22 protein-coding genes and 1 pseudogene are annotated in these 24,398 nt (G+C 73.1%); 11 read left to right on the forward strand and 12 right to left on the reverse strand.

The window, feature by feature from the left end:
* Nucleotides 1–19 precede the first annotated feature (19 nt).
* From CNX65_RS38185 to CNX65_RS20280, 5 genes and pseudogenes are all read right to left on the reverse strand, one after another.
* Nucleotides 20–2,392, reverse strand: coding sequence for an ABC transporter permease (locus CNX65_RS38185; protein ID WP_332553123.1), 2,373 nt, complete (start codon nt 2,390–2,392; stop codon nt 20–22).
* Nucleotides 2,372–2,955 (reverse strand): annotated as a pseudogene (locus CNX65_RS20265) (ABC transporter ATP-binding protein); the annotation flags it as partial. The gene CNX65_RS38185 and the pseudogene CNX65_RS20265, both read right to left, overlap by 21 nt.
* 8 nt (nt 2,956–2,963) lie before the next feature.
* A complete protein-coding gene (locus CNX65_RS20270; protein ID WP_096495161.1) occupies nt 2,964–3,383 on the reverse strand; it encodes a hypothetical protein in 420 nt (139 codons plus the stop codon).
* Between the two features lie 211 nt (nt 3,384–3,594).
* Nucleotides 3,595–4,272, reverse strand: coding sequence for a response regulator (locus CNX65_RS20275; RefSeq protein ID WP_096495162.1), 678 nt, complete (start codon nt 4,270–4,272; stop codon nt 3,595–3,597).
* Nucleotides 4,273–4,381: 109 nt separating this feature from the next.
* The gene (locus CNX65_RS20280; RefSeq protein ID WP_157767749.1) at nt 4,382–5,530 is read right to left on the reverse strand and encodes a sensor histidine kinase; all 1,149 of its coding nucleotides are present in this window, start codon (nt 5,528–5,530) and stop codon (nt 4,382–4,384) included.
* A gap of 225 nt (nt 5,531–5,755) precedes the next feature.
* Here CNX65_RS20280 and CNX65_RS20285 point away from each other — a divergent pair, with 225 nt between their 5' ends.
* From CNX65_RS20285 to CNX65_RS20295, 3 genes are all read left to right on the forward strand, one after another.
* On the forward strand, nt 5,756–6,145 hold the full coding sequence (locus CNX65_RS20285; RefSeq protein WP_096495164.1) for a nuclear transport factor 2 family protein: 390 nt from the start codon (nt 5,756–5,758) through the stop codon (nt 6,143–6,145).
* 31 nt (nt 6,146–6,176) lie between these two features.
* A complete protein-coding gene (locus tag CNX65_RS20290; RefSeq protein ID WP_096495165.1) occupies nt 6,177–7,151 on the forward strand; it encodes a helix-turn-helix transcriptional regulator in 975 nt (324 codons plus the stop codon).
* 94 nt (nt 7,152–7,245) lie between these two features.
* Nucleotides 7,246–7,686, forward strand: a complete 441-nt coding sequence (locus tag CNX65_RS20295) for a hypothetical protein (RefSeq protein WP_096495166.1) — start codon at nt 7,246–7,248, stop codon at nt 7,684–7,686.
* On the opposite strand, the gene CNX65_RS20300 is transcribed toward CNX65_RS20295, so the two are convergent.
* Entirely contained in the window at nt 7,643–8,365 is a 723-nt protein-coding gene (locus tag CNX65_RS20300; protein WP_232519927.1) for a TetR/AcrR family transcriptional regulator, read from the reverse strand. The two genes, CNX65_RS20295 and CNX65_RS20300, sit on opposite strands and share 44 nt — an antisense overlap.
* Before the next feature lie 432 nt (nt 8,366–8,797).
* Between CNX65_RS20300 and CNX65_RS20310 the strand changes: the two genes are divergently transcribed.
* From CNX65_RS20310 to rho, 3 genes are all read left to right on the forward strand, one after another.
* Nucleotides 8,798–9,361, forward strand: coding sequence for an ester cyclase (locus CNX65_RS20310; RefSeq protein WP_096495169.1), 564 nt, complete (start codon nt 8,798–8,800; stop codon nt 9,359–9,361).
* A 3-nt stretch (nt 9,362–9,364) separates the two neighbouring features.
* On the forward strand, nt 9,365–10,141 hold the full coding sequence (locus CNX65_RS20315) for an MBL fold metallo-hydrolase (RefSeq protein ID WP_096495170.1): 777 nt from the start codon (nt 9,365–9,367) through the stop codon (nt 10,139–10,141).
* Nucleotides 10,142–10,790: 649 nt separating this feature from the next.
* Nucleotides 10,791–12,005: a transcription termination factor Rho gene (gene rho / locus CNX65_RS20320; RefSeq protein WP_218180555.1), complete on the forward strand. Its 1,215-nt coding sequence runs from the start codon at nt 10,791–10,793 to the stop codon at nt 12,003–12,005.
* A 419-nt stretch (nt 12,006–12,424) separates the two neighbouring features.
* On the opposite strand, the gene CNX65_RS20330 is transcribed toward rho, so the two are convergent.
* The 4 genes from CNX65_RS20330 to CNX65_RS20345 all read right to left on the reverse strand — a co-directional run bounded on the left by CNX65_RS20330 (nt 12,425) and on the right by CNX65_RS20345 (nt 16,292).
* Nucleotides 12,425–13,438, reverse strand: a complete 1,014-nt coding sequence (locus CNX65_RS20330; protein WP_096495173.1) for a hypothetical protein — start codon at nt 13,436–13,438, stop codon at nt 12,425–12,427.
* A 469-nt stretch (nt 13,439–13,907) separates the two neighbouring features.
* A complete protein-coding gene (locus CNX65_RS20335; protein ID WP_157767750.1) occupies nt 13,908–14,141 on the reverse strand; it encodes an AAA-type ATPase lid domain-containing protein in 234 nt (77 codons plus the stop codon).
* Nucleotides 14,142–14,948: 807 nt separating this feature from the next.
* Nucleotides 14,949–15,470 (reverse strand): GNAT family N-acetyltransferase, encoded by a 522-nt coding sequence (locus CNX65_RS20340; protein WP_096495175.1) that lies wholly within the window; start codon nt 15,468–15,470, stop codon nt 14,949–14,951.
* A gap of 234 nt (nt 15,471–15,704) precedes the next feature.
* Nucleotides 15,705–16,292 carry a TetR/AcrR family transcriptional regulator gene (locus tag CNX65_RS20345; RefSeq protein ID WP_096495176.1) on the reverse strand — a complete coding sequence of 196 codons (588 nt, stop codon included), beginning with the start codon at nt 16,290–16,292 and terminating at the stop codon, nt 15,705–15,707.
* A gap of 417 nt (nt 16,293–16,709) precedes the next feature.
* Here CNX65_RS20345 and CNX65_RS20350 point away from each other — a divergent pair, with 417 nt between their 5' ends.
* Nucleotides 16,710–16,946 carry a cupin domain-containing protein gene (locus CNX65_RS20350; protein ID WP_096495177.1) on the forward strand — a complete coding sequence of 79 codons (237 nt, stop codon included), beginning with the start codon at nt 16,710–16,712 and terminating at the stop codon, nt 16,944–16,946.
* 207 nt (nt 16,947–17,153) lie between these two features.
* Nucleotides 17,154–18,335, forward strand: a complete 1,182-nt coding sequence (locus CNX65_RS20355; RefSeq protein ID WP_096495178.1) for an MFS transporter — start codon at nt 17,154–17,156, stop codon at nt 18,333–18,335.
* Between the two features lie 431 nt (nt 18,336–18,766).
* Here the strand turns inward: CNX65_RS20355 and CNX65_RS20365 are convergent, their stop codons facing one another.
* Nucleotides 18,767–20,551, reverse strand: a complete 1,785-nt coding sequence (locus tag CNX65_RS20365) for a sensor histidine kinase (protein WP_096495179.1) — start codon at nt 20,549–20,551, stop codon at nt 18,767–18,769.
* Nucleotides 20,541–21,239 carry a response regulator transcription factor gene (locus CNX65_RS20370; RefSeq protein WP_096495180.1) on the reverse strand — a complete coding sequence of 233 codons (699 nt, stop codon included), beginning with the start codon at nt 21,237–21,239 and terminating at the stop codon, nt 20,541–20,543. Before CNX65_RS20370 ends, CNX65_RS20365 begins: the two co-directional genes overlap by 11 nt.
* A 79-nt stretch (nt 21,240–21,318) precedes the next feature.
* On the opposite strand from CNX65_RS20370, the gene CNX65_RS20375 reads away from it, so the two are divergent.
* The 3 genes from CNX65_RS20375 (at nt 21,319) to CNX65_RS20385 (ending at nt 24,385) form a co-directional block, all read left to right on the forward strand.
* On the forward strand, nt 21,319–22,377 hold the full coding sequence (locus CNX65_RS20375; RefSeq protein ID WP_157767751.1) for a peptidoglycan-binding protein: 1,059 nt from the start codon (nt 21,319–21,321) through the stop codon (nt 22,375–22,377).
* 80 nt (nt 22,378–22,457) lie between these two features.
* Nucleotides 22,458–23,132, forward strand: a complete 675-nt coding sequence (locus CNX65_RS20380; RefSeq protein WP_177154354.1) for an ABC transporter ATP-binding protein — start codon at nt 22,458–22,460, stop codon at nt 23,130–23,132.
* Between the two features lie 104 nt (nt 23,133–23,236).
* Nucleotides 23,237–24,385 (forward strand): ABC transporter permease, encoded by a 1,149-nt coding sequence (locus CNX65_RS20385; RefSeq protein ID WP_232520183.1) that lies wholly within the window; start codon nt 23,237–23,239, stop codon nt 24,383–24,385.
* The last annotated feature ends 13 nt before the right edge of the window (nt 24,386–24,398 follow it).

Here is a 24,398-nt window from a genome sequence, read left to right on the forward strand (position 1 = left end):
GCCAAGGCCCACCACGGCGTCAGGAGTCCGCTCGCAGCGCCACGACCGGACTGACCCGGACCGCGCGCCGCGCCCCGACCCACCCGGCGAGCGCGGTCAGCGCGACCACCCCGACCGCCACGCCCGCCAGCGGCGGCACCGGGACGACCAGCGGCACGCCCAGGTCCAGCGCCAGGAGCCCGAGCACCACGCCGAGCACCCCGTGGAGCCCGGCCTCCAGGACGACCACCGACCGCACCCCGCCCGGCCCCATGCCCAGCACCCGCAGCATCCCGATCTCGCGGATGCGCTCGACCACGCTCAGCCCCGTGGTGGCGCCGACCCCGACCACGGCGACCAGCACGGTCACCCCGATCAGCCCCAGCCCGACGAGCGCCAGCAGGTCGACCACCTCCCGCAGGTCCTCCTGGTCGCGCCGCGTCGCGGTGACCTCGCTCCCGTCGCCGACCACCGCCCGCACGGCCCGCTCCGCCGCGACGGGGTCACCCGAGACCAGCACGGTGATCTCACCTCCTGGCGCCTGTCCGCGCGGCACGACGATCCCGATCCCCGCCGGGTCGGTCCCGGTCAGCGTCGCCGCCACCACCCAGCTCACCTCGCGCCCGTCGACGGCGCCGCGCACGGTGTCCCCGGCCGTGACGCCGAGCGCCCCGGCGGTCCGCCCGCCCACGACGATCCGCCCGGCGCCGAGGTCGGCGAGGCTCCCGCTGTCGGCGACGGCGTTGTCCCGCAACGCCTCCAGCGCCCCGAGGTCGAGGTCGGCAAACCGGTGGTGGCGGTTGCCCGCGGTCAGCTCGCCGGTGCGGTAGTCGGTCGACTCGGCGACCTCGGGCAGCCCGGCCACCCGGCGCGCGGTCTCCTCGGACACCCCGGTCACCCGAAGGTCGGCGGGCGCGCTCAACCCCAGCTCGCGCTCCGCGTACCCGGCGAGCCCGGCCCGGCCGACCAGCGCGCCGCTGACCAGCGCCACCACCAGCCACACGGCGGCGGCCCCTCGTGGCGCGCCGCCGACCCCGCCCACGGCCAGCCACCCCACCGGCCCCAGCCGCCGCGCCACCGGGCCCACGGCGGCCAGGACCGGGCGCACCACCAACGGTCCCAGGAGCAGCAGGGCCAGGAACACCAGCACCGCCACCGCCGCGACCGCGACCAGCCCGGCGTCCCGGTCGTACCCGGTGCTCCCCGGTCCGGGCAGCTCGCGCGCCAGCAGCACGACCGCCACGGCCGCGAGCGCGGCGACGAGCACCCCGGCGGCCAGTCGCAGTGGCCCGAGACCGCGCTCGGCGGGTGCGACGTCGATCCCGCGCAGCGCTTGCAGCGGCGACACCCCGGAGGCCGAGACCGCAGGGCCCAGCACCGAGAGCACGGTCACCGCCACCGCGCCCACAACCACGCCGAGCACCCCGGCCACCGGCGTCTGCGGTGCTGGCAGGTCGCTCACCACCGGCAGCAACAGCACCAGCCCCACAGCCGTCACGGCGCCCACTCCCCCGGCCGCCACGCCGACGACCACGCCTTCGACGACCAGCGCCCGCACCAGCTCCCGGTGCGCGCCGACGACCCGCAGCAGCGCCAACTGCTTGAGCCGCTGGGAGAACACCACGCGGAACCCGGAGGCGGCCACCAGCGCGGCGGCGACCATCGAGATGCCGACGAACAGGGCGACGCCCGCGAACAGGTCGTCCACGTCACCGGTCGCGGTGCGGGCCTCCGCCAGCCGCGCCGCGTCCCCGGTCTGGGCGCGCACCGGTTCGCCGTCGACCCCCGTCACGGCGGCGAGTTCCGCCGTGAGCGCACCGGGATCGGCCCCGTCCGCGAGGCGCACGTCGAGCCGCGAGCACCACCCGTCCCCGGCGGGCAGGTCCACCAGCGAGGTGATGACGTCGGTGGGCGCGTACGCGGTCTCCAGCTTGTCCCCCACCACCCGGACCACTCCGGTGACCAGCACCTCGGCGGCGCGCTGCCCGCCGTCGCCGACCGGGAGCACGAGGGTCGTCCGGTCCCCCGGCTTGAGGCCGTAGCCCGCCGCGGCGACCTCGTTGACCGCGATCTCGTCGGCCGCACCGGGGTAGCGCCCCTCCACCACCCGCGCCAGCGACAGCGGGCCGTCCCCCGGATCGGCCTCGAGCCCGAGGTACCGGTCGGCCGCGCTGGCGAGCACCGCCCCCGCGCTCACCCTCGGCTGGACCTCGGCGACTCCGGGCGTGGCGCGCACCCGCTGGACCCCGGCTTCGGTGAGCAGCCCGCCGTCGACCGCCAGGTCGACGGCGGCGGGCGTGCCGCCGAGCCCGTCCAGCACCGCCCGCTCGGCGACAGCCTGGCCCAGCACCGCGCCGCGCCGCGCCGCAGGCGAAGAACGCCGCGACGGGGCGTTGTTCCGGTCCCGCACCACTCTCCCGTCCGCGAGCGAGACGACCCGGTCCGCGTACGAGGCCGCCACGGGGTCGTGCGTCACCATCACCACGGTCTGCCCCAACTCCCGCACCGACTCGCGCAGGAACGCCAGCACCTCACCGCCGGAGCGCGAGTCCAGGTTGCCGGTCGGCTCGTCCGCGAACACCACGTCGGACCGCCCGATCAGCGCCCGCGCCAGCGCCACCCGCTGCTGGTGCCCGCCGGACAGCTCCCCCGGCCGGTGCCCCACCCGGTCACCGAGGCCGAGCACTTCGACCAGGTGCTCGAACAGCTCCCGGTCAACGGACCGCCCGACCAGGTCGAGCGGTAGCGTGATGTTGCGCTCCGCGCTCAGCTGCGGCAGCAGGCTGAACGCCTGGAACACGAACCCGACCCGGACGCGCCTGTGACGGCCGTGAACCGCCCGGCCTCGAAGGAGACCGTGACCCCGTCCAGGGCCCGGATCTCGCTCCCGCCCTGCCGGTGCACCTTGACCAGGTCGACGGCCGCCGACAGCCACGTGCCCCGCTCCTCCCGCGCGGCGACGTTCCCGCGCGTCACCCAGCCCCTCACCTCGGGTCCGGGAAGGGCAGGTCGACCCGAGCGTCCTCGCAGTGCTCGCGGGCGGCGGCCATGGAGTCGGCGATGGCCGCCCGGTCCGGCCGGTCGGTGCTCCCGGTGGCCACCGCGGCGGCCCAGCCCTCGTACACCGCGATCCGGAACCCGAGGTAGCCGTCCCGCATCCCCGCGCGCAGCTCCCTGCTCCGCTCCTGCCACCGCTCGGCCTCAACGGGGTCGGCTCCCAGCGCCTTGCCCTCCTCGACGATCCGCGCGGCGGTCCGGCAGTCCTCCGCGGAAGCCTGGCTCACCCGCTTGTAGTCGTTCCACCAGCGAATTCCGAAAAAGGCCCCTGCGGCGACGAGCACGACGACAACACCGAGCACGATCAACACCTTGGCGTCGACCCGACGCGATCCGATGGCGGGCACAGCAATTCCCTCCCGATTTCCCCGAAAGAACTCCCTGCGAACGGGAAGAATTCTTCGGCAGTCTGGGACCGGCGACATCGCATCTGGGCTTGATCTTCACCGGAGCGCCTGCGACCGGGGTTGTACGACCGGGGTGGCAGACCCGCGCCGCGCCCCCCAGGGGCCACGCCCCCAGTGCCGCGCCCCAGGAGCCACGCGCCCCGAGGGCCGCTCACTCCCCCGGCCGCACCAGCCCCAGCTCGTAGGCCAGCACCACGGCCTGGACCCGGTCGCGCAGCCCGAGCTTGGACAGCACCCGCCCCAGGTGCGTCTTCACGGTCGCCTCGGCCACGTGCATCCGCTCCGCCAGCTCCACGTTGGACAGCCCGCGCGCCACCAGCACCAGCACCTCCCGCTCGCGCTCGGTCAACAGGTCGAGCCGGTCGTCCGAGGGCGCCGGGGCGGTGTCGAGCCGCCCGGCGAACCGGTCGAGCAGCCGCCGCGTCACCCGAGGCGCGACCACCGCGTCACCGGCCGCGATGACCCGGATCGCGTTCAGCGTGTCCTCCGGCGGCGAGTTCTTCAGCAGGAACCCGCTGGCCCCGGCCCGCAGCGCCGCGAACGCGTCCTCATCGGTGTCGAACGTGGTCAGCACCAGCACCTTCGGCGAATCGGGCAGGGCGCACAGCCTGCGGGTCGCCTCCACCCCGTCCAGCACCGGCATCCGGATGTCCATGATCACCACGTCGGCCCGGACCGCGCTCAGCACCTCCAGCGCCCGCGCGCCGTTCTCGGCCTCACCGACGACCTCGATGTCCTCCTGCGCACCGAGCACCATGCCCAGACCGGCCCGGATCAAGGGCTGGTCGTCCACGACGACCACCCGGACCGGCCGCCCGACAACCGACATCCCCCGTGCCTCCCCACGTCCCACCAGCACTGTCCCACGCGCACCCATCACGCACGCGGCCCCTCGGTCCCGTCCTCACCACCACCGCCCACCCCGCGCCCGAGCGCGCTCAGCCAGGCACCCCGTGCCGCAGCGGGATCTCGACCCGGACCCGCCACCCGCTCCCCACCCCCGGCCCGGCGCTGAACCGCCCCCGGTGCACCGAGACCCGCTCCCGCACGCCGACCAGCCCGTTGCCGCCACTGCCGGACGCGCCGGGGCTCACCCTGCCCGCGCCGTCGTCGACGACCTCCAGCAGCGCCACCCCGCCCTCCACCTTCAGCACCACCTCGGCCCGCGCACCGGCCCCGGCGTGCCGCAGCACGTTGGTGATCCCCTCCTGCGCGACGCGGACCAGCGTCAACTCGTCAGCGGGAGCGAGCTCCCCGACATCCCCCTCCACCCGCAGCCCGACCTCGATCCCGGCCGAACGAGCGCGGTCGACCATCTGCTCCAGGTCCGCCACGCCGACCTTGCGCAACCCGCCCCCACCGGACTCCCCGCTCCCGGCGACCCCGCGCAGCACGTCCACGATCCGGTGCATGTCCTGCAACGCGTCCCGCCCGGTGTCCCCGATGACCCGCAACGCCTCCCGCGCCTTCTCCCGATCACCGTCGAGGGCGTACCGCGCCCCGTCCGCCTGCATGACCATCACCGCGAGGCTGTGCGCGACCACGTCGTGCAGCTCACGGGCGATCTCCCCGCGCTCACGGGCGTTCGCCAGCTGCGTCAGGTGGTCCCGCTCCCGCTCAGCCGCAGCGGCCCGCTCCTGGAGCACCACGACGTGCGCCTGGCGGTTGCGCAGCACGTACGCGGTCATCCACAGCGCCACCACCGCCCCCGCGACCCCGAACGCCTCCTCGCCCTCAGCGAAGACGAGCAGCGCCCCCACGACCACCACGACCCCGGAGAGGACGGCCTGGCACACCCGCTCGACGTGCGCGACGACCGTCACCATGGCGACCAGCACCGCGATGTCGTACCCGGCCACGTCGGACGCCGCGTGCCCCCCGAGGAGCGACAGCAGGTACTGCGCCAGCGCCAGCGCGGACACCACCGCCATCACCACCACGGGCGCACGCCTGCGGTGGTAGAGCGCGACGGCCATGGCGGAACCGAGGACCCAGTCGAAACCGGTGCCGCCCGGAAACGCCAAGCAGAGGACCACGAGAACGATGGCCACGTCGTAAGCGGTGCGCCAACGCGGAGAGGTCGCCATGCGCCGCATCGTACGCACCACCCCCTCCACCCGATTCACTCTTCCCCTTTCCCGCTAATGACCGACAGGAACCGCGCACGCAATTACCACCCCGCCTTTCCCGCCACTCACGCACACCCAGAACGTGATCCCGATCTCCCGCCACGCCGTATATGACACAACGTGTCACACTCTCCCGCGCAGACTCCTCACATCACCGGAACGTCGAGCGAGGAGCAGGACGACATGAGCGAGAAGAACGGCGCGGCACTCCAGACGGCGCTGGCGCACTTCCAGGCCGTGCGGGAGCGCGACATGGACGCGGCGGCGGCGCTGACCTCCGAGGAGGTCGTCCTCAAGGCACCCACCGGCGAGTCCACCGGCAAGGCCGGTCTGCAGGGCTTCTGGTCCCGGTTCCTGGTGCACACCAGCGAACTGCGGCTGCTGGCTGCGTACGGCGACGACGAGGGCGCGCTGCTGCTCCAGGAGGCGACGACCACCCCTGACGTCGTCATGACCTTCGCCGAGCACCTGACCGTGACCGACGGCGAGATCACCGCGGCCACGTACGTCTTCGACCCGCGCGCCTTCATCGCGGCGCGCGCGGCCGAGGCGCAGGCCGCCGCCAAGAGCTGACCACAGGGACCACCGGGCACGAGGAGGACGGGTGCGAGCCGACCGGCTGCTGTCGATGATGCTGCTGCTCCAGTCGCACGGCAAGCTGTCGGCGCGCACCCTCTCCAAGCGCCTGGAGGTGTCCACCCGCACGGTCATGCGGGACGTCGCGGCCCTGTCCGCGACCGGCGTCCCGGTCTACACCGAGCGCGGACCGAACGGCGGCATCGCGCTGCTGCCGGACTTCCGCACCGACGTCACCGGCCTGACCGCCGAGGAGTCCAAGGCCCTGTTCGTGCTGCTCACCGATCGCGCGCACGCCGACCTGGGCCTGGCCCCCGCGCTGCGCTCGGCGCTGCGCAAGGTGATGGCCGCCCTGCCCGAGAACCACCGCGGGCAGGCCGAGGCCACCAGCAGACTGGTGCTGGTGGACCCCGCGCGCTGGCGCGGCACACGGGCGCCGGCCCCGGACGCGCTGGCCCCGGTCCAGGAAGCGGTCTTCACCGGCCGCCGCCTGCACCTGCGCTACCGCGATGGCAAGGGCGCGCTGACCACTCGCACCACCGACCCGCACGGCCTAGTCAACAAGGCGGGCACCTGGTACCTGGTGGCGAGCCACCGAGGCGCGCACCGCCTGTTCCGCCTGGACCGCGTCCTGTCCGCGACGGTCCTGGACCAGCAGGCCCAGCACTCGCCCCACGAGCTGGCCGACCTGTGGGACCAGCTGCGCAAGCGCGTCGACGAGGCCTCGGCCCAGCTCGTGGCGACCGTGGCCGTGCGCCGCCCGCTCCTGCCCCGCTTCCTGGTGTTCCACGCCCAGGACCTGGAGGGCGACCCCGAGGACCTGGACGAGGACCGCGCACTGGTGCGCCTGCGCTTCCGCGCGGTGCCCGCGGCCACGACCCTGCTGTCGTTCGGCGCCGACGTGGAGGTACTCGACCCACCGGAACTGCGCACCGAGCTCGCCGCCCGAGCAGCGGCCGTCACCGAGCTGTACCGAACCGACCCACCACCTCCCGCCTCATGATCCCGTTGCACGCCAGGGAACACCCCGCCTCGCACTGCACCAGCCCACCGCGCCTTGGATGATGGGTCGTCCACCCACACCCCAGGGGGTCCGGATGCGAGCGCTCGGCACGGCGCTGCTGCTGTCCGCAGCGCTCACCACGCCCACCACACCCGCCGCCCCCACTGGCCCCGCAGGCCCTGCGGCCCCCACGAGCGCGACGGTTCCCACGAGCGCTGCGGCCCCCACCGCGCGGCTCGGCTGCCTGCTACCGCCGTGCGGCGCCCTGGAGAACCGCACGCCCGCGCGGATCACCGTGCGCTGGGCCGACTACGGCAACGGCTGGTCCTACGGCGCCGTGCCACCGTGGGGCCGGATGGGCGGCTGGTGGCACGACCGGATCGACGTCGACTACTTCCTGATCGACGCCGGGTGCCGCGCCACGACCTCGGGCTGGGTCAGCAGCTTCGGCCCAGGCTGGTACAAGATCGGTTCGGACGAGACGGTCGTGCTCAACGGCCACACGTGCTCGACCGCCCCGACAGCCGCGCGCTGACCGCCCGCACCAGCAGCTCGACGGTGTAGTCGAACTCCCGGTCGTGATCGCACCGGGCCAGGTGCGGCGCGGCGGCGACCAGCCCCGGCAGTCCCGACGAGGCCAGCACGGCACGCCTGCGGGCGATGCCCACCGGATCCGCCGTGCCCAGCTCGGGCCCCGCGGACACCTCGCGCAGCAGCGTGCCCACCACGGCCGCCAGCAGCGCCCGCAGCAGGTGGACCGCCTCCTCCGGTTCGATCCCCGCCCGCAGCAGCACCGACAGCGCCGCCTCGATCGGCGCGAGCCCGGCCATCGAGGACAGCTGGCGGGTCAGCACGAGCGCGGCCACGCCCGGATGGGCGAGCGCGCCCCTGCGGAACTCCACCGCGATGGCCCGCAGGTCGTCCTCGGGCACACCCGTCGGCTCAGGCAGCCGGATGCCCAGCAGGACGTGCTCGGCGAGCGCGTCGAGCAGCCCGTCCTTGCCCTCGACGTGGTTGTAGAGGCTCTTGGCGTCCACGCCGAGCCTGCGGGCGACGCTGCGCATCGAGACCGCCGAGACTCCCTCCGCGTCGGCCACCGCCACCGCGGCGTCCAGGATCACCGCCCTGGACAGCTGCGCCGCTCCCTTCGGCGGGCGTCCTCGGCGGACGCCCTCGGGTGTGGCGGGCGGGGTCTCCTCAACTGGGGCGCTCACGCCCCCATGATGCCCCACCTTGATAAAACCCACATCGGGGGTTTAGCGTGCCCGCCGATCGGTCCCTTCCCACCTCCTTCCACCACTCGTCCTCGACAACAACGCGCCCACGCGCCACCGATCCGCCCGCACCGGCACGCGATCCCTCCCGACCGCACGCGCCGCACGGCGCGACGCAGCCGGGTGACCGCGCCCGGAGCGGCGGACCGGCCACGCGGGCCGGGCACGACCGGGCGGCCCCCTGCTCCACCCCCGAGCCGTCCACCACCACGCCGTCCGCTCCAGAGCCGTCCACCACCGCGCCGTCCACCACCGCGCCATCCACCTCCGAGCCGTCCACCCCAGAGCCGTCCACCCCTGCGCCATCCACACCCACGCCCGGCGCAGCGTCCTCCCCCACCACCCGCGCGAGAACACCGGAGAGCACCGCAGATGAGCCGCTTCGCCATCCCCTCGACCGACGTGCTGAAGGCCCGCGAGAAGCTGGTCCTCGACCACTTCCACGACGAGGTCGTGCACCAGTGGGACGACGTGCTGTCGACCTTCCCCCACCCGCACTACGAGCTGATCTCCACCATGACCGTCCACGACGGGGACGCGGAGGTCCGGGGGTACTACAACGACACCAGGGTCGCCTTCCCCGACCAGGACCACGAGCTGATCGCGCTGCGGCACAGCGCCGACGCCGTCATCGCGGAGTTCTGGCTCATGGGCACCCACGAGGGCCCGCTCGGCAAGATCCCGCCCACCGGGCAGCGCTTCCGGGTCCGGGTGACGGCCTACTTCATCTTCGACGAGCACGAGACCCTCGTCTGCGAGCGCGTCTACTTCGACACGCTCACCATGCTCAAGCAGGTGCTGGCCGGGGTGAACCTCAAGAACCCGCGCAACTGGCCGCTGGTGGTCAAGGCGGTGCGCGGGCTGCTCGCCATGTCCGGCGAGCCGGACGAGCGCCTGCTCAGGACCACCCCGCCGACGCTCGGCGCGGACGACTGAGCCGTGCGGGTCCACCACCTCAACTGCGGCACGATGCGCCTGCCCGGCGCGCGCATCGTGACGCACGTGCTGCTGCTGGAGACGCCGACCGGACTGGCCCTGGTGGACACCGGGTACGGCGTCGCCGACATCGCCGCGCCCGCCCGGCGGCTCGGCGCGTACCGGCACGTCGTCCGCCCGGTCCTGGACCGGGCCGAGACCGCCGTCGAGCAGGTGCGCGGGCTCGGGTTCGCGCCCGAGGACGTGCGCGACGTCGTGGTCACCCACTTCGACACCGACCACGTCGGCGGGCTCGCGGACTTCCCCTGGGCGCGGGTGCACGTGACCGCGACCGAGTGGGAGGCCGCCTCCCGGCCGCGCACCGCGCTGGAGCGGGCGCGCTACCGGTCGGCGCAGTGGGAGCACGGGCCTCAGGTCGCGGCGCACGGGCCTGGCGGCGAGTCCTGGTGCGGGTTCGCGGCGGCTCGGGAGCTGACCGACGTGGCGCCCGGCGTGGTGCTCGTGCCGCTTCCGGGGCACACCAGGGGGCACGCGGCGGTGGCCGTGGACGCCGGGTCCCGCTGGGTGCTGCACGCCGGCGACGCCTTCTACGACCACCGGGCGCTGACCGGCGGGGTGAAGCCGCCACCGGCGCTGCGGGCGCAGGAGCGGGCCGTCGCCCACGACCGCGGGGCGCTGCGCGCCAACCAGGAGCGGTTGGCCGAGCTGCACCGTCAGGGTGAGCAGGACCTGCTGCTGGTCAACGCGCACGACCCGGCGCTGCTGGCCGTCGCCCGCTGATCTCCTGACCCGATCGTCGCCGGAGGACTCCGAGCACCCGGCGCACCGAGGGGGCGCGTTCCCCACTCCCACGGGGGAACGCGCCCCCTCCCCCTTCCCAGGCTCCCGCCCGGACACCCGAGCCTGGACCCACTTCCCCTGGCGCAGCAGGGTTTCGCGCACCGCAACGCGCCACCGGCCGTCCACGGGAACGCTTCCGTCCGCTGAGGACCCCGCTCCGGCCAACGGGGAAACCCCACACCGGCGCGCACCGTCACGCGCAGAACCGTTGCCCCGCAACGCCTTCCCCATCGACGTCCACATCATCGCCGTTCTCCTCACCCGTCGGGTCGCCTTCGCTCGCAGTACCAGGTTCGACAGGACGGGCAAGTTCCACAAACGTCCATCCACAGGCGAATCAGTTGTCCACAGGGGACCGATCGGGTGACTGGACACAAACTTGTTGCACTGCTCCACACACCCGGGGTAACTTCTCCACCAAGGTCAACCTCCCGGATGCTGGCGCTCAGTTCGCCCCCGTGAGGCTTTCTCTTCCGAAACACCCATCACCGACGTCATCCGGCGTGCGGTCGTGGTCCCACATCCAGGCGCGGTCCCGCGCCGACCCTCCCACGCCCTCGCACGCCCTGTTCAGAATTGGAGAAAACCCTTGAACACCAACACAAACGACACAACGACAAGCGCCATCCCGACCCAGCGCGCCGTCCACACGCAGCACCACGAGCACGGTGACGACCACTTCCTGGTGACCGGACTCCTCGACACCGCGGGCGATTCCACCTTCCTGCGCACCAACGGCTACACCTCGGGCGAGGGCGACGTCCGCGTCCCCCAGTCCCTGGTCCGCCGCTGGGGCCTGCGCAAGGGCGACGAGATCACCGGTTGCGCGAAGCCCCCGGCGGAAGAGCGCAAGCACGCCAGGCTGGACCACGTCCACAGCGTGAACGACCTGCCGCCGGAGCGGCTCTCGGGCAGGCCGGAGTTCACCGACCTGCCGCCGCTGCACCCGAGGGAGCGGCTGCGACTGGCCTCGGACGCCGAGGACCTGACCGGCCGCGTCATCGACCTGGTGATGCCCACCGGCAAGGGCCAGCGCGCGCTGATCTCGGCTCCACCGAAGGCGGGCAAGACCTCCGCGCTGCGGGCCATCGCGCGCGGCATCGGCGCCAACCACCCCGAGTGCCACGTGATGCTGGTGCTGGTAGGCGAGCGTCCCGAGGAGGTCACCGACCTGCGGCGCAGCGTGCACGCCGAGGTGGCCGCCGCGACGTTCGACCAGTCCCCGCAGGAGCAGATCGCGGTCGCGGAGCTGGCGCTGGAGCGGGCCCGCCGCCTGGTCGAGCTGGGCCGGGACGTGGTGATCCTGCTGGACTCGCTGACCCGCCTGGGCCGCGCCTACAACCTGGCGGCGCCCACCTCGGGCCGGGTGCTCAGCGGTGGCGTGAGCGCGAGCGCGCTGCACCCGCCGAAGCGGTTCCTCGGCTCGGCGCGCAACGTGGAGGGCGGCGGTTCGCTGACCATCTTCGCGACCGCGCTGGTCGAGACCGGTTCCACCGGCGACACGGTGATCCACGAGGAGTACCGGGGCACCGGCAACGCCGAGCTGAAGCTGGACCGCTCGCTGGCCGACCGCAGGGTGCACCCGGCGGTGGACATCCGGCAGAGCAGCACCCGGCGCGACGAGCTCCTGATGTCACCGGCCGAGCAGTCGGCGACGCGGGTGCTGCGCAGGGTCCTGCAGATGCGCGAGGGCGATCGCGGGATCGACGTGCTGCTGGACGGCTTGCGCAAGACCTCCACGAACGCGGAGTTCCTGCACCGGCTCACCCAGACGACGCCGGTCCGCCGCGCGATCGCGGCCTGACCCCGACAACCCTTGCCGCACAAGCGCTCCACCACGCAGCACCGTCCGCAGCGGACACCCACAGCAGTGCCGAACCGAGGTTCACCTCCCCCCTCCTCACGCGAAGGTCCTGAAGATCATGCCCAACTCCCGGCCCCCGACGAAGAGCCCCGGCCGCCCCGCAGGTCCCCGTTCCCCCAAGCACAGCCGCCCGCAGCCCCGCGCGGCCAGAACCCCCGTCAGGGCGAGCGATCTCCGCGCCGTCTGCCGGGGCTCCCGACCGGTCGCCGCGTAGCGGAGGCCCACCGCGCCATCCGGGGTGCGGCAACCGCCTCGCCGCGGCCACCGCGCCCCGCACCGCACGTCCCCGGCCGAGCCCGGAAACGCTTTTCCCCTGCCAGAGCGCGATTCCAGGCCGCGCGTCACGCGGTTGCGCCCGCTCAGCCGGGTCTGACCACCGAGTCGCGCGTCCCGGACTTGCAGCGCTCGCACAACTCCCGCCCAGGACGCAGGTACAGCAACCGGTTGTCGCACCGGCGGCACCACTGCGGCACGTCGGCCCCTCCCCGCGCGAGCGGGGCGCTCCCCGCCGTTCCCCGACGCTGCTCGGGGATGCGGGGGAGGTAACCCGCGGGCCTGCCGGTCAGCTGCTCGTAGTGGTGCAGGGACTCCTGCTCCACGAGGTAGACCAGGTCCTCCGCGTGCGTCAGCGGGACCAGGAGACCGGCCGGGACCGCAGCCGCCACCCGGTCCAGGGTGTAGCCGGGCAGCGCCTCCAGCCTCGGGTGGACGCCGCCGCAGTGCCCCCGTCCTGCGACCGGGCAGCGGTCGAAGGAGTCGATCGCGCACCTGGCCTCGACCACCCGCTTGAGCCCCGTCGCCACCGCGGTTCCCCTGGGCGGCAGGTGGTCCCAGGAGACCCGGTTGCAGCCGACCGACGGGACGCGGTGGAACCAGCTCGGGGACCGGTCCGCCGCGGTGAACCACAACGGCAGCCAGCCCGCGCGGCGCGATCTCGTGGCACGGCTGCGCGCCGTCGCGGTCGACACCTGCGAGGCCCGCACCTGGACACCGGTCGGGACCGGGCCGTGGATGGCCACGTCCTGCGGACCGCTGCCCAGCAGGTCACGCCCCACCTCGCTCGGGTGCCCCGCGTCGTCGCCCGCCCGGTGCCAGTAGTCCCGCTGCCTCCGGTGCTCGTCGGTGACCTGCAGGATCTCGTGGGGACCTCCGCCGCAGCGACCGGGCTCCGCGTCGTCGTCACCTCCGACGTGGACCGCGCGGTAGCGCCCCCGGACCTGCTCGACGCGCAGTTCCCCTTGCCCCGACGCGCTTTCCAGGCACAGCAGCTCTCCCGCGCCACGCAGTCCCACGACGAGGCGGTGATCCGCCTCGGACAGCGCGGACAGGTCGAGCTCCCGGTTGCCCGGCACGTGCCAGACCAACGTCGTCACAGCGGCCACCTCCCCGGAAAACCCAGCTCACACCACCGAGGTTAGGGAAGCGGACACCCGACACCAATCACTCGAAGGGGGACATCGGCGGTAGCTGCCGCTGGGCCGCGCGGCGCAATACGGTTTGACCAGGAGCACTGGAACCAGGCAAACCGGAAGAAGGAGACCAGCCGTGCGAACGACCCAGACCGCAGCCCGGAACTCAGCCCAGACCTCAGCCCGGATCGGCAGCCGTGCCCGCCGAGCGGTTCGGCGGGTGTGTGCCGCACTGCGTGATCTTGCGCTACAGCATGGTCCGGCCCATCTCCAGCGCCGTCGTGGCACTCACGACAGCGGCGCCCGAAGGGGGCAGGCAGCGGACTATGCCGTCACGCTCCAGCACTTGCAGCCTGCTGAACCCGCGCCCGGTCCAGGAGAGCACCTCGATGAACAAGTGCCGCGCGTCGATCAGGTCCGTGCGCGCGGACGCCTACCGGACCGCAGCGCGCAGTTGCTTGGCGTTGCCGGGCCAGTCGGAGTTGGTCAGCGCACGGCGGGCGTCGGGGGTGAAGGTGATGTCCCACCCACGGTCTTCACGGGAGAAGTGGCCTGCCAGCACCAGGACGTCGGCAGGGCGTCCGCGCAGCAACGAGACCTCCACGACGCGGTCGACCAGTGCCGTGAGCGGCTCATCCAGGGTGTCGCAGCGGTCCGCCGTGCGCACGAACGGCTCCGATCCGCCGGTATGCACGTCCGCGCAGCGCTGCGCCACTTCCGCCGCCGCTCACGCGGGCAGGCGGTCTACCCCAGAGATCACGACGCAGGTGCTGTCCTCGCCCAGCTCCAGGAACCACAGCGCGAGCCACGAGTCGACGCCATCATTCAAGGGCAGGCGGGCCACCAGCACGTGGTCCCGGTGGCGCAGGGCGCGCTTGGGCAGCGCGGCCCGCTGCTCGCCGACGACCTGTCGGCCGGGAAAGTCGAAGCTGGGCGATCCTGGCCACTTGGAGATCAGTTCAGAATGAGCTGGTGTGGCGGCTTTGCGTGTGGCGCGGAGCGCTTCAGGATCATGGCGTGCGCGAGGAGGTTATGACCGATGAGCTGTGGGTGTGACTTGAGCCGCTGATTCCGGCACACCTTCGGTGTTTCCGTTAACCAGGGCGCAGGGGCGCGGACGACCGGGCCGCGTTGGAGGGCCTCTACATGGGCACCCAGCCGATCCCGCTGATCGGCGCCGCCCCGCCGATCCGGGTCGTAACTGACAAGCCCAGGCGGTGTCCATGCCAGCTCTACGCTGACCGAGGCTAGGACCACGACAAGTACCGCCGCCTGGTTCATGCCCGCGGCATCACCCCGGTCATCACCCACCGCACAGCGTCACACATGGCTCCGGCCTCGGCAGGGTCCGATGACCGGTCGAATGCACCTTCGCCTGACTCAAGGGTGGCCGGGTGCGGGCCGCGTTCGGACCTCTCACCAGAGCGGAGAGGCATTGTGGAGAAAGGAGAGTAGATGCCGTGAGGATCGAGGGTTACCTGTCCGGTCGGCCCGGTAGTGGGCGCTGCATCAGGATGGTCCCGATCCACCGCTCGTGCTTGTAGCCAACGGCTTCCAGGCGTCCGGCCTCGGTGAAACCGAATCGCCGGTGCAGCGCCAGCGAGCCTTCCCCATCCTCGGTGATCACTGCGATGGTCTGCCTGATCCCCGAATTGTCCGCCAGCGCGAGCAGCGCTTCCAGCAGCGCCGCTCCCGTTCCTCGACCGGTGGCGGCGGGGGCGAGGTAGATCGTGTCCTCCGCGGTGTGGCGGTAGGCAGGTTTGGCGCGCCACGGGGCCAGGTAGGCGAACCCAACGACCTCGCCGCCGTGGTCCGCGATCAGGAACGGCAGTCCTCGTGCGGTGACCTCGTCGTGCTTACGCCTCCAGTCGTCCACGGTGGGAGGGACGAGGTCGAAGGTGACCGTGGTGTGGTGCACGTAGTGGGCGTAGATCTCCGCGACCGCCTCCAGGTCGGCGGTGGTGGCGGGGCGGACGGTCACCTCGGGCGTGGTCACGGGCACTCGCTCCTCCGAGAGGGCTGACGGAGCACATTAGTGCCGCAGCAGCCGAGGAAGCCGCTTCCGGCTACGGGGCGTGTGAAGCCCGCGATTGCTGGAGCCAGAATCGATAGAGCACGGAAGAGCACGGATCGACGAAGGTCGGATCGATGGAGGCTGGGGTTGCCGCAACCTGGGATCGCTGGAGCTGGCGATCGCTGGGGCAGGCCGGCACTGCGAGTCCGCAGCGGTTCAGCTGCGGGGGAAGACAGCTAGGGCCACGTCGACGGCGGTGAGGAGGGTGTCGCGGTCCGCTCCGCTACGGGCCTGGACGGCTATGCCGTGCTGGACGGTGGCGACGTAGGCGGCGAGGCTTTCGGGGGTGGCGGTTGCCGGTAGTTCCGCTGCGGGGGCCGCGGTCAGGCGGTCGCGGAGGCGTGCGCGGTCTGCGGCTCGGATCTCGGACAGGCGGGTGCGGACGGACTCCGATTCGGCGGAGCAGCTGAGCGCGCCGTGCACGATGAGGCAGCCGTGCGGGGAGTCGTCACCTGTGGTGGCTTCCACGGAACCTCGCCAGACCGCGGCCACGACCTCGCGCGCGGTGGGCAGGGCCAGGGCTTCGGTGATGTAGCTGGCGACGGTCTCCGCGTAGCGGAGCAGGACCTGGTCGAACAGGGCTTCCTTGCTGCCGAAGGTCTGGTAGAGGCTTCCTTTGCGGATGCCCATCGCCTCGGTGAGGTCGGCCAGGGAGGTGCCTTCGTAACCGCGCCGCCAGAACAGGTCCAGCGCGGCGTCGACGGCGGTGTCCGCGTCGAAGCCCCTGGGTCTTCCTCGTGGCACCGCTGCCTCCTCCCTCGCGCCGTCCCACCGTATACCCGCGCCCTTCGGGCGGCGGCTTGACAGCCGGGCCGTCCTGCGGATTTATTATGACCGATCGGTCAAAAAATAGTCGAGTACCCGAGGGGCAGCACAGGAGATGGACACGCCCAGCACCGCGACACCCGTCGCGTCGTCGCCGGTCAAGACCGCGAGCGGCGGGGCGTTCCTGCACGTGCCCTCCGGCGAGGGCGAGACCGTGGGGCTCAACGGCGACGTCTACACCGTGAAGATCGGCACGCGCGAGTCCGGGGGTTCGCTGGCACTGTTAGAGGCTTCCGTGCCACCCGGTGGTGGTCCGCCGCTGCACACGCACGGCAACGAGGACGAGGCTTTCTCCCTGCTCGACGGCGAGCTTGAGATCTACGCCGGGACACCACGGTGCACGCCGGGCCCTGCGACTTCGTGTTCATCCCCCGCAACACCGCGCACGGGTTCCGCAACACCGGCCTGCGCCCCGCCCGCCCACTGCCGGTGTTCAGCCCCGGCGGTGTCGAGCGGTTCTTCAGCGAGGCGGGCGTGCCCGCCATTGCGGGACAACCGGTTCCTCCTTTCGACCCGGCCGACAACCCGCGCGCGGTCGTGGTCGGGGCCGCGACCAACTCCTTCCAAGTCTGAACGGCCAAATCTGACCGCCCGGATTTGACCGCCCAAATCTGACCACCTGAATTTTGACCACCTGGGGCCGATCGGTCGGGTCTGTCCAGCCAGGCCAGGTGACGGGGCAGGTCGGACAACCGAGGTGGGCTGGGTGATGAGCCGGGATCGCCGGTCAGGTCGGGCGGGAAGCGTTTACCAGTGAGTTGCCGAGAAAGCAGGAAGTCCATGCCACTGGCCGTGTACGTGCTGGGACTGGGGATCTTCGCCCTCGTCACCAGTGAACTCCAAGTCGCCGGGATGATGCCCGAGATGGCGCGCGGCCTGGAGGTGTCGGTGCCCGACATCGGGTACCTGATCTCGCTGTACGCGCTGGCGATGGCGGTGGGTGGCCCGATCCTCACCGCGGCGCTGCTCAAGCTGCCCAAGCGGACGGCGTTGATGGTGTTGTTCGGGGCGTTCGTCGCGGGTGAGGCGCTGGCGGCGTTGGCTGCGGACTACTGGCTCGTGCTGGTGGCGCGGCTGGTCACCGGGGCGGTGTCCGGGGCCTTCTTCGGCGTGGCGATCGCCATCGCCGTCGAGATCTCCCGGCCCGAGGTGACGGGGCGGGCGGTGTCGGTGGTGCTGAGCGGGCTCATGGCGGGCACCGTGCTCGGGCTGCCCGTGGCGAGTTGGATCGGGCCGGAGTTCGGGTGGCGCGCGAGCTTCTGGGTCGTGGCCGCATTGGCGCTGGTGGTCGGCCTGATCACCGCAGGCGCCGTGCCGAAGTTGGAGGGTGACGGGACCACGTCGGTGCGCGGTGAGTTCGCGGTGTTCAAGAACTGGAAGCTGTGGGCGGTGTACTCGACGTCGACGCTGGTCATCGGAGCCACCTACGCGGCGTTCAGCTACTTCACCCCGATCCTGTCCGAGGTGACCGGGTTCAGCGGCGGTCAGGTGACCGGGTTGCTGGTGGCGTACGGCGTCGCGACGATCGTCGGCAACACCGCCGTCGGCAGGCTCGCCGACCGGCACGCGATCCCGACCATCGCTTTCGGGCTGGTGTCGTTGACGATCCTCCTGTCGGTGTTCGCGCTGCTCACCGAGAACAAGCCGGTCGTGGTGGCGGCGCTGCTCGGGGTGGGACTGGTCGGCGTGACGATGAACCCGGCGCTGGTGGCCAGGGTCATGGGCGTGGCCAACGGACGGCCGCTGGTCAACACCGTGCACACCTCGTGCATCACCTTCGGCGTGGTGATCGGGTCGTGGCTGGGCGGGCTGGGGATCGACGCCGGGTTGGGGTTGCGGGCCCCGCTGTGGATCGGGGTGGTGATGGCCGTCATCGGTCTGGCGACCTTGCTCCCCGACTTGCTGCGCCGGTCCGCTGCAGTGGTGGCTCCCGAACGCGCGGGGGAGCTGAAGACCGCGTGAGCGGGATCGGTGGCAGAACAGTTCGGCCGGGGGGGCGACGGACCGTTCACCTTGGGGCAGTCGGGGACCGTCAGCCTGGGGCGGCCGGGGACCGTCAGCCCAGGGCGGCCGGGGACCGTCAGCCCAGGGCGGCCGGGGACCGTCAGCCCAGGGCGGCCGGGGACCGTCAGCCCAGGGCGGCCGGGGACCGTCAGCCCAGGGCGGCCGGGGACCGTCAGCCCAGGGCGGCCGGGGACCGTTCAGCCTGGGGTGGCTACAGGACGGTTCAGCTGAGGGTGGTGGTGGAACGGTTGAGCGGAGGGCTTCGGCGAGGTTCAGCGAGAGGCGGCGGTGGTGAGGTTCAGCCGGGGACGGCGGCGGGGGTGTTCGGCCGCGGGGCGGTGACGGGGGTGACGGCAGCGAGGTTCGGCCGCGAGGCGGTGGCGGGGTGTTCAGCTGGAGGTCGGTGGCGCGGGCAGGCGGACGGTGAAGGTTGAGCCTTTGCCCGGTTCGCTGGTTGCCGAGACCGTTCCGCCGTGCGCCTCCACCAGCTTGCGCACGATGGCCAGGCCCAGGCCGCTGCCGCCGGTGCGTCTGCTGCGGGACTTCTCGGCTCGCCAGAAGCGGTCGAACACGTGGGGGAGGTCTTCGGGGGTGATGCCGGTGCCGGTGTCGGCGACCTTGATGACGACGTCGTCGCCCTCGTGTTCGGCGGTCACCTCGACCCGGCCGCCGGGTGGGACGTGGCGCAGGGCGTTGGCGACGAGGTTGTCCAGGACCTGGCGCAGGCGCACCGGGTCGGCCTCGACGGTGAGGTCGGCCGGCGTTGAGGTGGTGAGGGTGATGTCCGCGCGGGTCGCGGTCGTCTCGTGGGCGGCGCGCAGGCGGGCCAGGACGGTGGTGAGGGGTTGGGGGGACGCGGTCAGGCGCAGGCCGCCTGCGTCGGCCACGGCGAGGTCCTGGAGGTCGTCGACGATGTGCTGGAGGGCCAGGGCTTCCTTGAGCAGCAGGGCGATCAGCTCCGGGTCGCGTTCGGTCACGCCGTCCTCGGCGGCCTCCAGCCAACCCCTGATGTTGCTGAGCGGGGTGCGCAGCTCGTGCGCGGTGTCGCTGACGGCGGCCTTGCGCAAACCCTCCAGCCTGGCCCTGGCCTGCGCCATGGTGTTGAACGCCTCGGTGAGCCTGGCGATCTCGTCGCGGCCCCGCACGGCCAGGGGCTCGGTGTCGCCGCCCAGGGACATGCGGTGGGCCGCGGTGGTCAGCTCGCGGAGCGGGCGAATGATCCTGGCGCAGGCCAGCGCCGTCACCACCACGGCGGCCAGCGCGATGGCGCCTGCGGCGGCGGCCACGCGCCACCAGTTGTCCGGGGAGAGGTCGAACGAGGCGACGGGGGCGCCGGTCGGCACGGTCACGTAGAGCAGCGCGGGGGGCGGGACGCGTTCGGAGAGGTTCGCGCGGCGCGAGTCCGACACGCACGCCTCGGCGGCGGTGCGCTCGTCGTCGGTCAGGCGGTCGTCCCGGTACGGGGTGAGGTCGAGCTCCAGGCGGACGGGTTGCCGGGCCCGGTCCGCCAGGCAGGTGTTGGTCCGCTCCTCGAGGCCGAGCAGGGCTCGCGCGGCGTCCAGGAGCTCGCCCTCCAGCAGGTCGTCGCACCTCCGGAGGAACTCGGCGCCCGATCCGGCGTCGGACTGCTGGACGTGGTGGCACTTGAGGAACGACTGGACCATCTGGTGCGGGTCGGCCGGGACGGTGCGGATCTCCGGCTCCCGCTCGGGGCTGGGCTCCGCGACGTGCGACGGGTCGCTCGGCACCAGGGACGCCAGCACCCGGTACGGCTCGCCCAGGCGCGGGTCGACGCGGTCCGCGGGCGCGTCGGGCACCAGCACCGGGTCCACCGACAGCGGGTCGACCACGGCCGAGGCGGTGGTGGGCAGCGGGCCGTGGCCGCCGACGTCGGCCAGGACCACGCCGTCCTTGGACAGCAGGGTGACCCGCCGCGTCGGGTGCTGGCGCACCAGCCCGGCCACGACCGGGCCGACCGAGGTCCAGTCCCGGTGGTCGACCGCGTGCGTGAGCAGGGTGGTGTAGATGCGGGCGTCGACCGACAGCTCCTGGCCCTGCTCGCGCTCGATGGAGGCACGGGTGAGCTGCGCGGCCAGCCACGCGGTCGTGGCGATCGAGCACAGCGCGACCAGCACCGTGACGCCCAGGAACCGGAAGAACACGCTACGGCGCACCGGCCGCCCCCGAGGTCAGCTTGTAGCCGATGCCGTAGACGGTCACCAGGTGCACGGGCCTGCGCGGGTCGGGCTCGACCTTGCGGCGCAGGTTCTTCACGTGCGCGTCGATGGTGCGGCCGGTGATGTAGCGGTCGAAGCCGTGCATCCGGCGCAGCAGCTGCTCGCGGGTGAACACCCGGTCCACCTCGGACGCCAGGGTCTCCAGCAGCCGGAACTCCCCCGGCGTGCAGTCCACCCGCGCGCCGTGCGCGGTCACCTCGTGGCGCACCGGGTCGACCGCGATCGGGCCCGCGCGCAGCAGCGGGTCGGGGGCGCGCGGCTCCACCCTGCGGCGCAGCAGGGTGCGCACCCTGGCGACCAGCTCGCGCGGGCTGAACGGCTTGGTCATGTAGTCGTCGGCGCCCAGGTCCAGGCCGAGGAGCACGTCGTCCTCGGTGGACCGGGCGGTGAGCACGAGCACCAGCACGTCGGACTCGGCGCGCAGCACCCGGCACACGTCCAGGCCGTCCACCCTGGGCAGCATCAGGTCCAGCACGACCAGGTCGGGCCCGCGCTCCCGCGCGGTGTCGATGGCGGCCCGTCCGTCGTGGACGACGGCGACCTCGTGGTGGTCGCGCTCCAGGTACCGGCGCAGCAGCTCGGCCTGGCTCTCGTCGTCCTCGGCGATCAGGATGAGGGTGCTCACGCGGCGATGATAAGCACGCTCGCACCGCGCTCACGGCGTCATCACAGGACCCTCACAAGTGCCCGCCAAGCTGCGGCGCATGTCGAAAACCCGTAGCCGGGCCGTCGTCGCCGCGGTGGTCGCGCTGGCCGTCGTGACGGGCGCGGCCGTGCTGCTGCTGCGCCCCGACGCGCCGCAGGCCGACCCGTCGGCGGACCGGCCCGACGTCGAGACCGCCACCGTCGAGCGGACCGACCTGACCAACACCCGCTCGCTCCGGGGGACCCTGGGCTTCGGCGCGCCCAAGCCGGTCAAGGGCGGCGGGGCCGGGACGGTGACGGCGCTGCCGCAGGTGGGGGCGACCGCCGAGCGCGGGAAGGCGCTGCACCGGGTGGACGACCGGCCGGTGCCGGTGTTCTTCGGGGCGACGCCGCTGTTCCGCAAGCTGGAGGAGCCCGGCGTGAAGGGCTCGGACGTGGCCGTGGTGATGGACAACCTGGCCGCCCTGGGCTACACCGTCGGCATCCGGCCGGACGACGACAGCAAGGCCGAGTTCACCCCGCGCGTGGTGGAGGCGCTGAAGAAGTGGCAGCGCAAGGCCGGGCTGCCGGACACCGGGAAGGTCGAGCCCGGTCAGGTGCTGGTGCTGGCGGGTCCGGTGCGGGTGTCGTCGGTGACCGCCCAGCCGGGTGCGGTGGCCTCGGAGGAGCTGTTCCAGGTCACGCCCACCGGCAAGGTCGTCGTGCTCCAGGTCTCCCCCACCGAGGCGGGCGCGGTGTCACAGGGCGCGAAGGTGCTGCTGACCAGGCCGGACGGGCGGGACGTGCTGGGCACGATCAGCTCGGTGGGCACGGCGGTGAGCGGTGAGCAGGGGCAGGGCGCCGGGCCGCAGATCGAGGTGGTGGCGACGCCGGACCGGAACGAGGACGTGGCCGACCTGGACTCGGCCCCGGTGCAGGTGAAGATCACCACGGAGCGGCGGGAGGGCGTGCTGTCCGTGCCGCTGGAGGCGCTGGTGGCGCTGCGCGAGGGCGGGTACGCGGTGCAGTCGCCCGGTGGCGCGCTGAAGGCCGTGGAGACCGGGATGCACTCGCAGAGCCGGGTCGAGATCAGCGGGCCGGACGTGGTGGAGGGCATGGTCGTGGTGGTGGCCCGGTGAGCGCGGCGGACGCGACCGCGCGGATCAGGCCGGTCCAGGCCGGGACGACGCGGGTCCGGCCGGTCGGGGCGGGCGCGGAGGTGGTGCTGGAGCTGCGCGGGGTCGGCAAGCGGTTCCCCGGCGGGGTGACCGCGCTGGACTCGGTGTCGCTGCGCGTGGAGCGGGGCGAGCTGCTGGCGATCGTCGGGCCGTCCGGGTCGGGCAAGTCCACGCTGCTGAACATCATCGGCACCCTGGACCTGCCCGGCGAGGGGACGGCCGAGGTGGACGGGCACGACGTGCGCGAGCTGTCCGACCGGGCGCTGTCGGCGCTGCGCGGCAGCCGGATCGGGTTCGTGTTCCAGCAGTTCCACCTGTCCGACGGGCTGACGGCGGTGGAGAACGTCGCGGAGGGCCTGCGCTACACCGGGGTGCGGCGCGGGGCGCGGACCCGGCTCGCGGAGGCCGCGCTGGAGCGGGTCGGGCTCGGCCACCGGGGCGGGCACCGGCCGCACGAGCTGTCCGGCGGCGAGCGGCAGCGGGTGGCGATCGCACGGGCCGTGGTGAACCGGCCCGCGCTGGTGCTGGCCGACGAGCCGACCGGCGCGCTGGACACGGCGACCGGGCGGTCGGTGCTGGAGCTGCTGTTCGAGCTGAACCGGCAGGGCACGACGATCGCGGTGATCACCCACGACCGGGACATCGCGGCGGCGCTGCCCCGCAGGGTCGAGCTGCGGGACGGGCGCGTCGTGGCGGACTCGGGGGTGGGGCGGTGAGCGCGCCGTCGTCGGAGGCGACCGAGCGGTTCGAGCCGGTCGCGCGGCCCTCGGGGCCGCCGTCGCCGCCCCGGCTGGCGCTGGCGGACCTGCTGTCGCTGGGCATGATCGGGCTGCGGACCCGGAAGCTGCGGGCGGTGCTGTCGGCTCTGGGGATCTCGCTGGGGATCGCGACGGTCGTGGTGGTGACCGGCATCCCGGCGTCCGGCCAGCGGGCGCTGATGGACGAGCTGACCGCGCTGGGCACCAACACGCTGCGCGCGCAGATGGCCCCCAGCGGGCAGGAGCCCGTTCCGCTGCCGGAGGCGTCGGCGGGGATGGCCGGGCGGATCGGGCCGGTGACGGCGTCGGCGGCGGTGGCCAACACGCACACCCGCGTGCGCCGCTCCGATCTTGTGGGTGATTCCGCGAGTTCTGACCTCGCGGTGCTCGCAACCAGCCTCGGACTCCTGGAGACCGTGAACGGGAGAGTGGCGAGCGGGGAGTACATCACCGGGTCGACGCAGGCTTTTCCGTTCGTGGTGCTGGGACACGTGGCGGCGGGCAGGCTCGGGATCGACCGGGTCCCGGAGACCGGCGAGCGGCCGACGGTCCAGATCGGGCGGACCAGGTTCACCGTGGCGGGGGTGCTGGCCCCGATGCCGCTCGCGCCGGACGTCGAGCGGTCGGTGCTCGTCGGGTGGGACGCGGCGAAGGCGGAGCTGGGGTTCGACGGGCGCCCGACGGTGGTCTACGTCAAGGCGCGCGAGGAGTCCATCGAGGCGGTGCGGACGGCGCTGGCGGCGACCCTGCACCCGGAGGCTCCGGGCAAGGTGCAGGTGAGCAGGCCGTCCGACGCGCTGGCGGCGAAGCGGGCGACCGAGAGCTCGTTCTCGGCGCTGCTGCTGGGGCTGGCCGGGGTGGCGCTGCTGGTCGGCGGGGTCGGGGTGGCCAACACGATGGTCATCTCGGTGCTGGAGCGGCGGCGGGAGATCGGGCTGCGGCGGGCGCTCGGGGCGACGCGCGGGCAGATCCGGGGGCAGTTCCTCATCGAGGCGGTGCTGCTGTCGGCGCTGGGCGGGCTCGCGGGGACGGGGCTCGGGGTGGTCGCGGTGGTCGGGTACGCGGGGCTGCGCTCGTGGCCGGTCGTGATCCCGGTGGCGGCGGTGGGCGGCGGGGTGGTCGCGGCGGTCGTGGTGGGGGCGGTGGCGGGGTTGTACCCGTCGATCCGGGCCAGTCGGTTGACGCCCACGCAGGCGCTGGCGGCGCAGTAGGTGGCGCGGCGCG

It is taken from the genome of Actinosynnema pretiosum (assembly GCF_002354875.1).
Lineage (GTDB): Bacteria > Actinomycetota > Actinomycetes > Mycobacteriales > Pseudonocardiaceae > Actinosynnema > Actinosynnema auranticum.

What these genes read in the sequence shown, in the direction of transcription:
- CNX65_RS20275 (WP_096495162.1), bottom strand. Translation starts at nt 4,272, where the DNA reads ATGTCGGTTGTCGGGCGGCCGGTCCGGGTGGTCGTCGTGGACGACCAG.
- CNX65_RS20280 (WP_157767749.1), bottom strand. Translation starts at nt 5,530, where the DNA reads ATGGCGACCTCTCCGCGTTGGCGCACCGCTTACGACGTGGCCATCGTT.
- CNX65_RS20285 (WP_096495164.1), top strand. Translation starts at nt 5,756, where the DNA reads ATGAGCGAGAAGAACGGCGCGGCACTCCAGACGGCGCTGGCGCACTTC.
- CNX65_RS20295 (WP_096495166.1), top strand. Translation starts at nt 7,246, where the DNA reads ATGCGAGCGCTCGGCACGGCGCTGCTGCTGTCCGCAGCGCTCACCACG.
- CNX65_RS20310 (WP_096495169.1), top strand. Translation starts at nt 8,798, where the DNA reads ATGAGCCGCTTCGCCATCCCCTCGACCGACGTGCTGAAGGCCCGCGAG.
- CNX65_RS20355 (WP_096495178.1), top strand. Translation starts at nt 17,154, where the DNA reads ATGCCACTGGCCGTGTACGTGCTGGGACTGGGGATCTTCGCCCTCGTC.
- CNX65_RS20375 (WP_157767751.1), top strand. Translation starts at nt 21,319, where the DNA reads ATGTCGAAAACCCGTAGCCGGGCCGTCGTCGCCGCGGTGGTCGCGCTG.
- CNX65_RS20385 (WP_232520183.1), top strand. Translation starts at nt 23,237, where the DNA reads ATGATCGGGCTGCGGACCCGGAAGCTGCGGGCGGTGCTGTCGGCTCTG.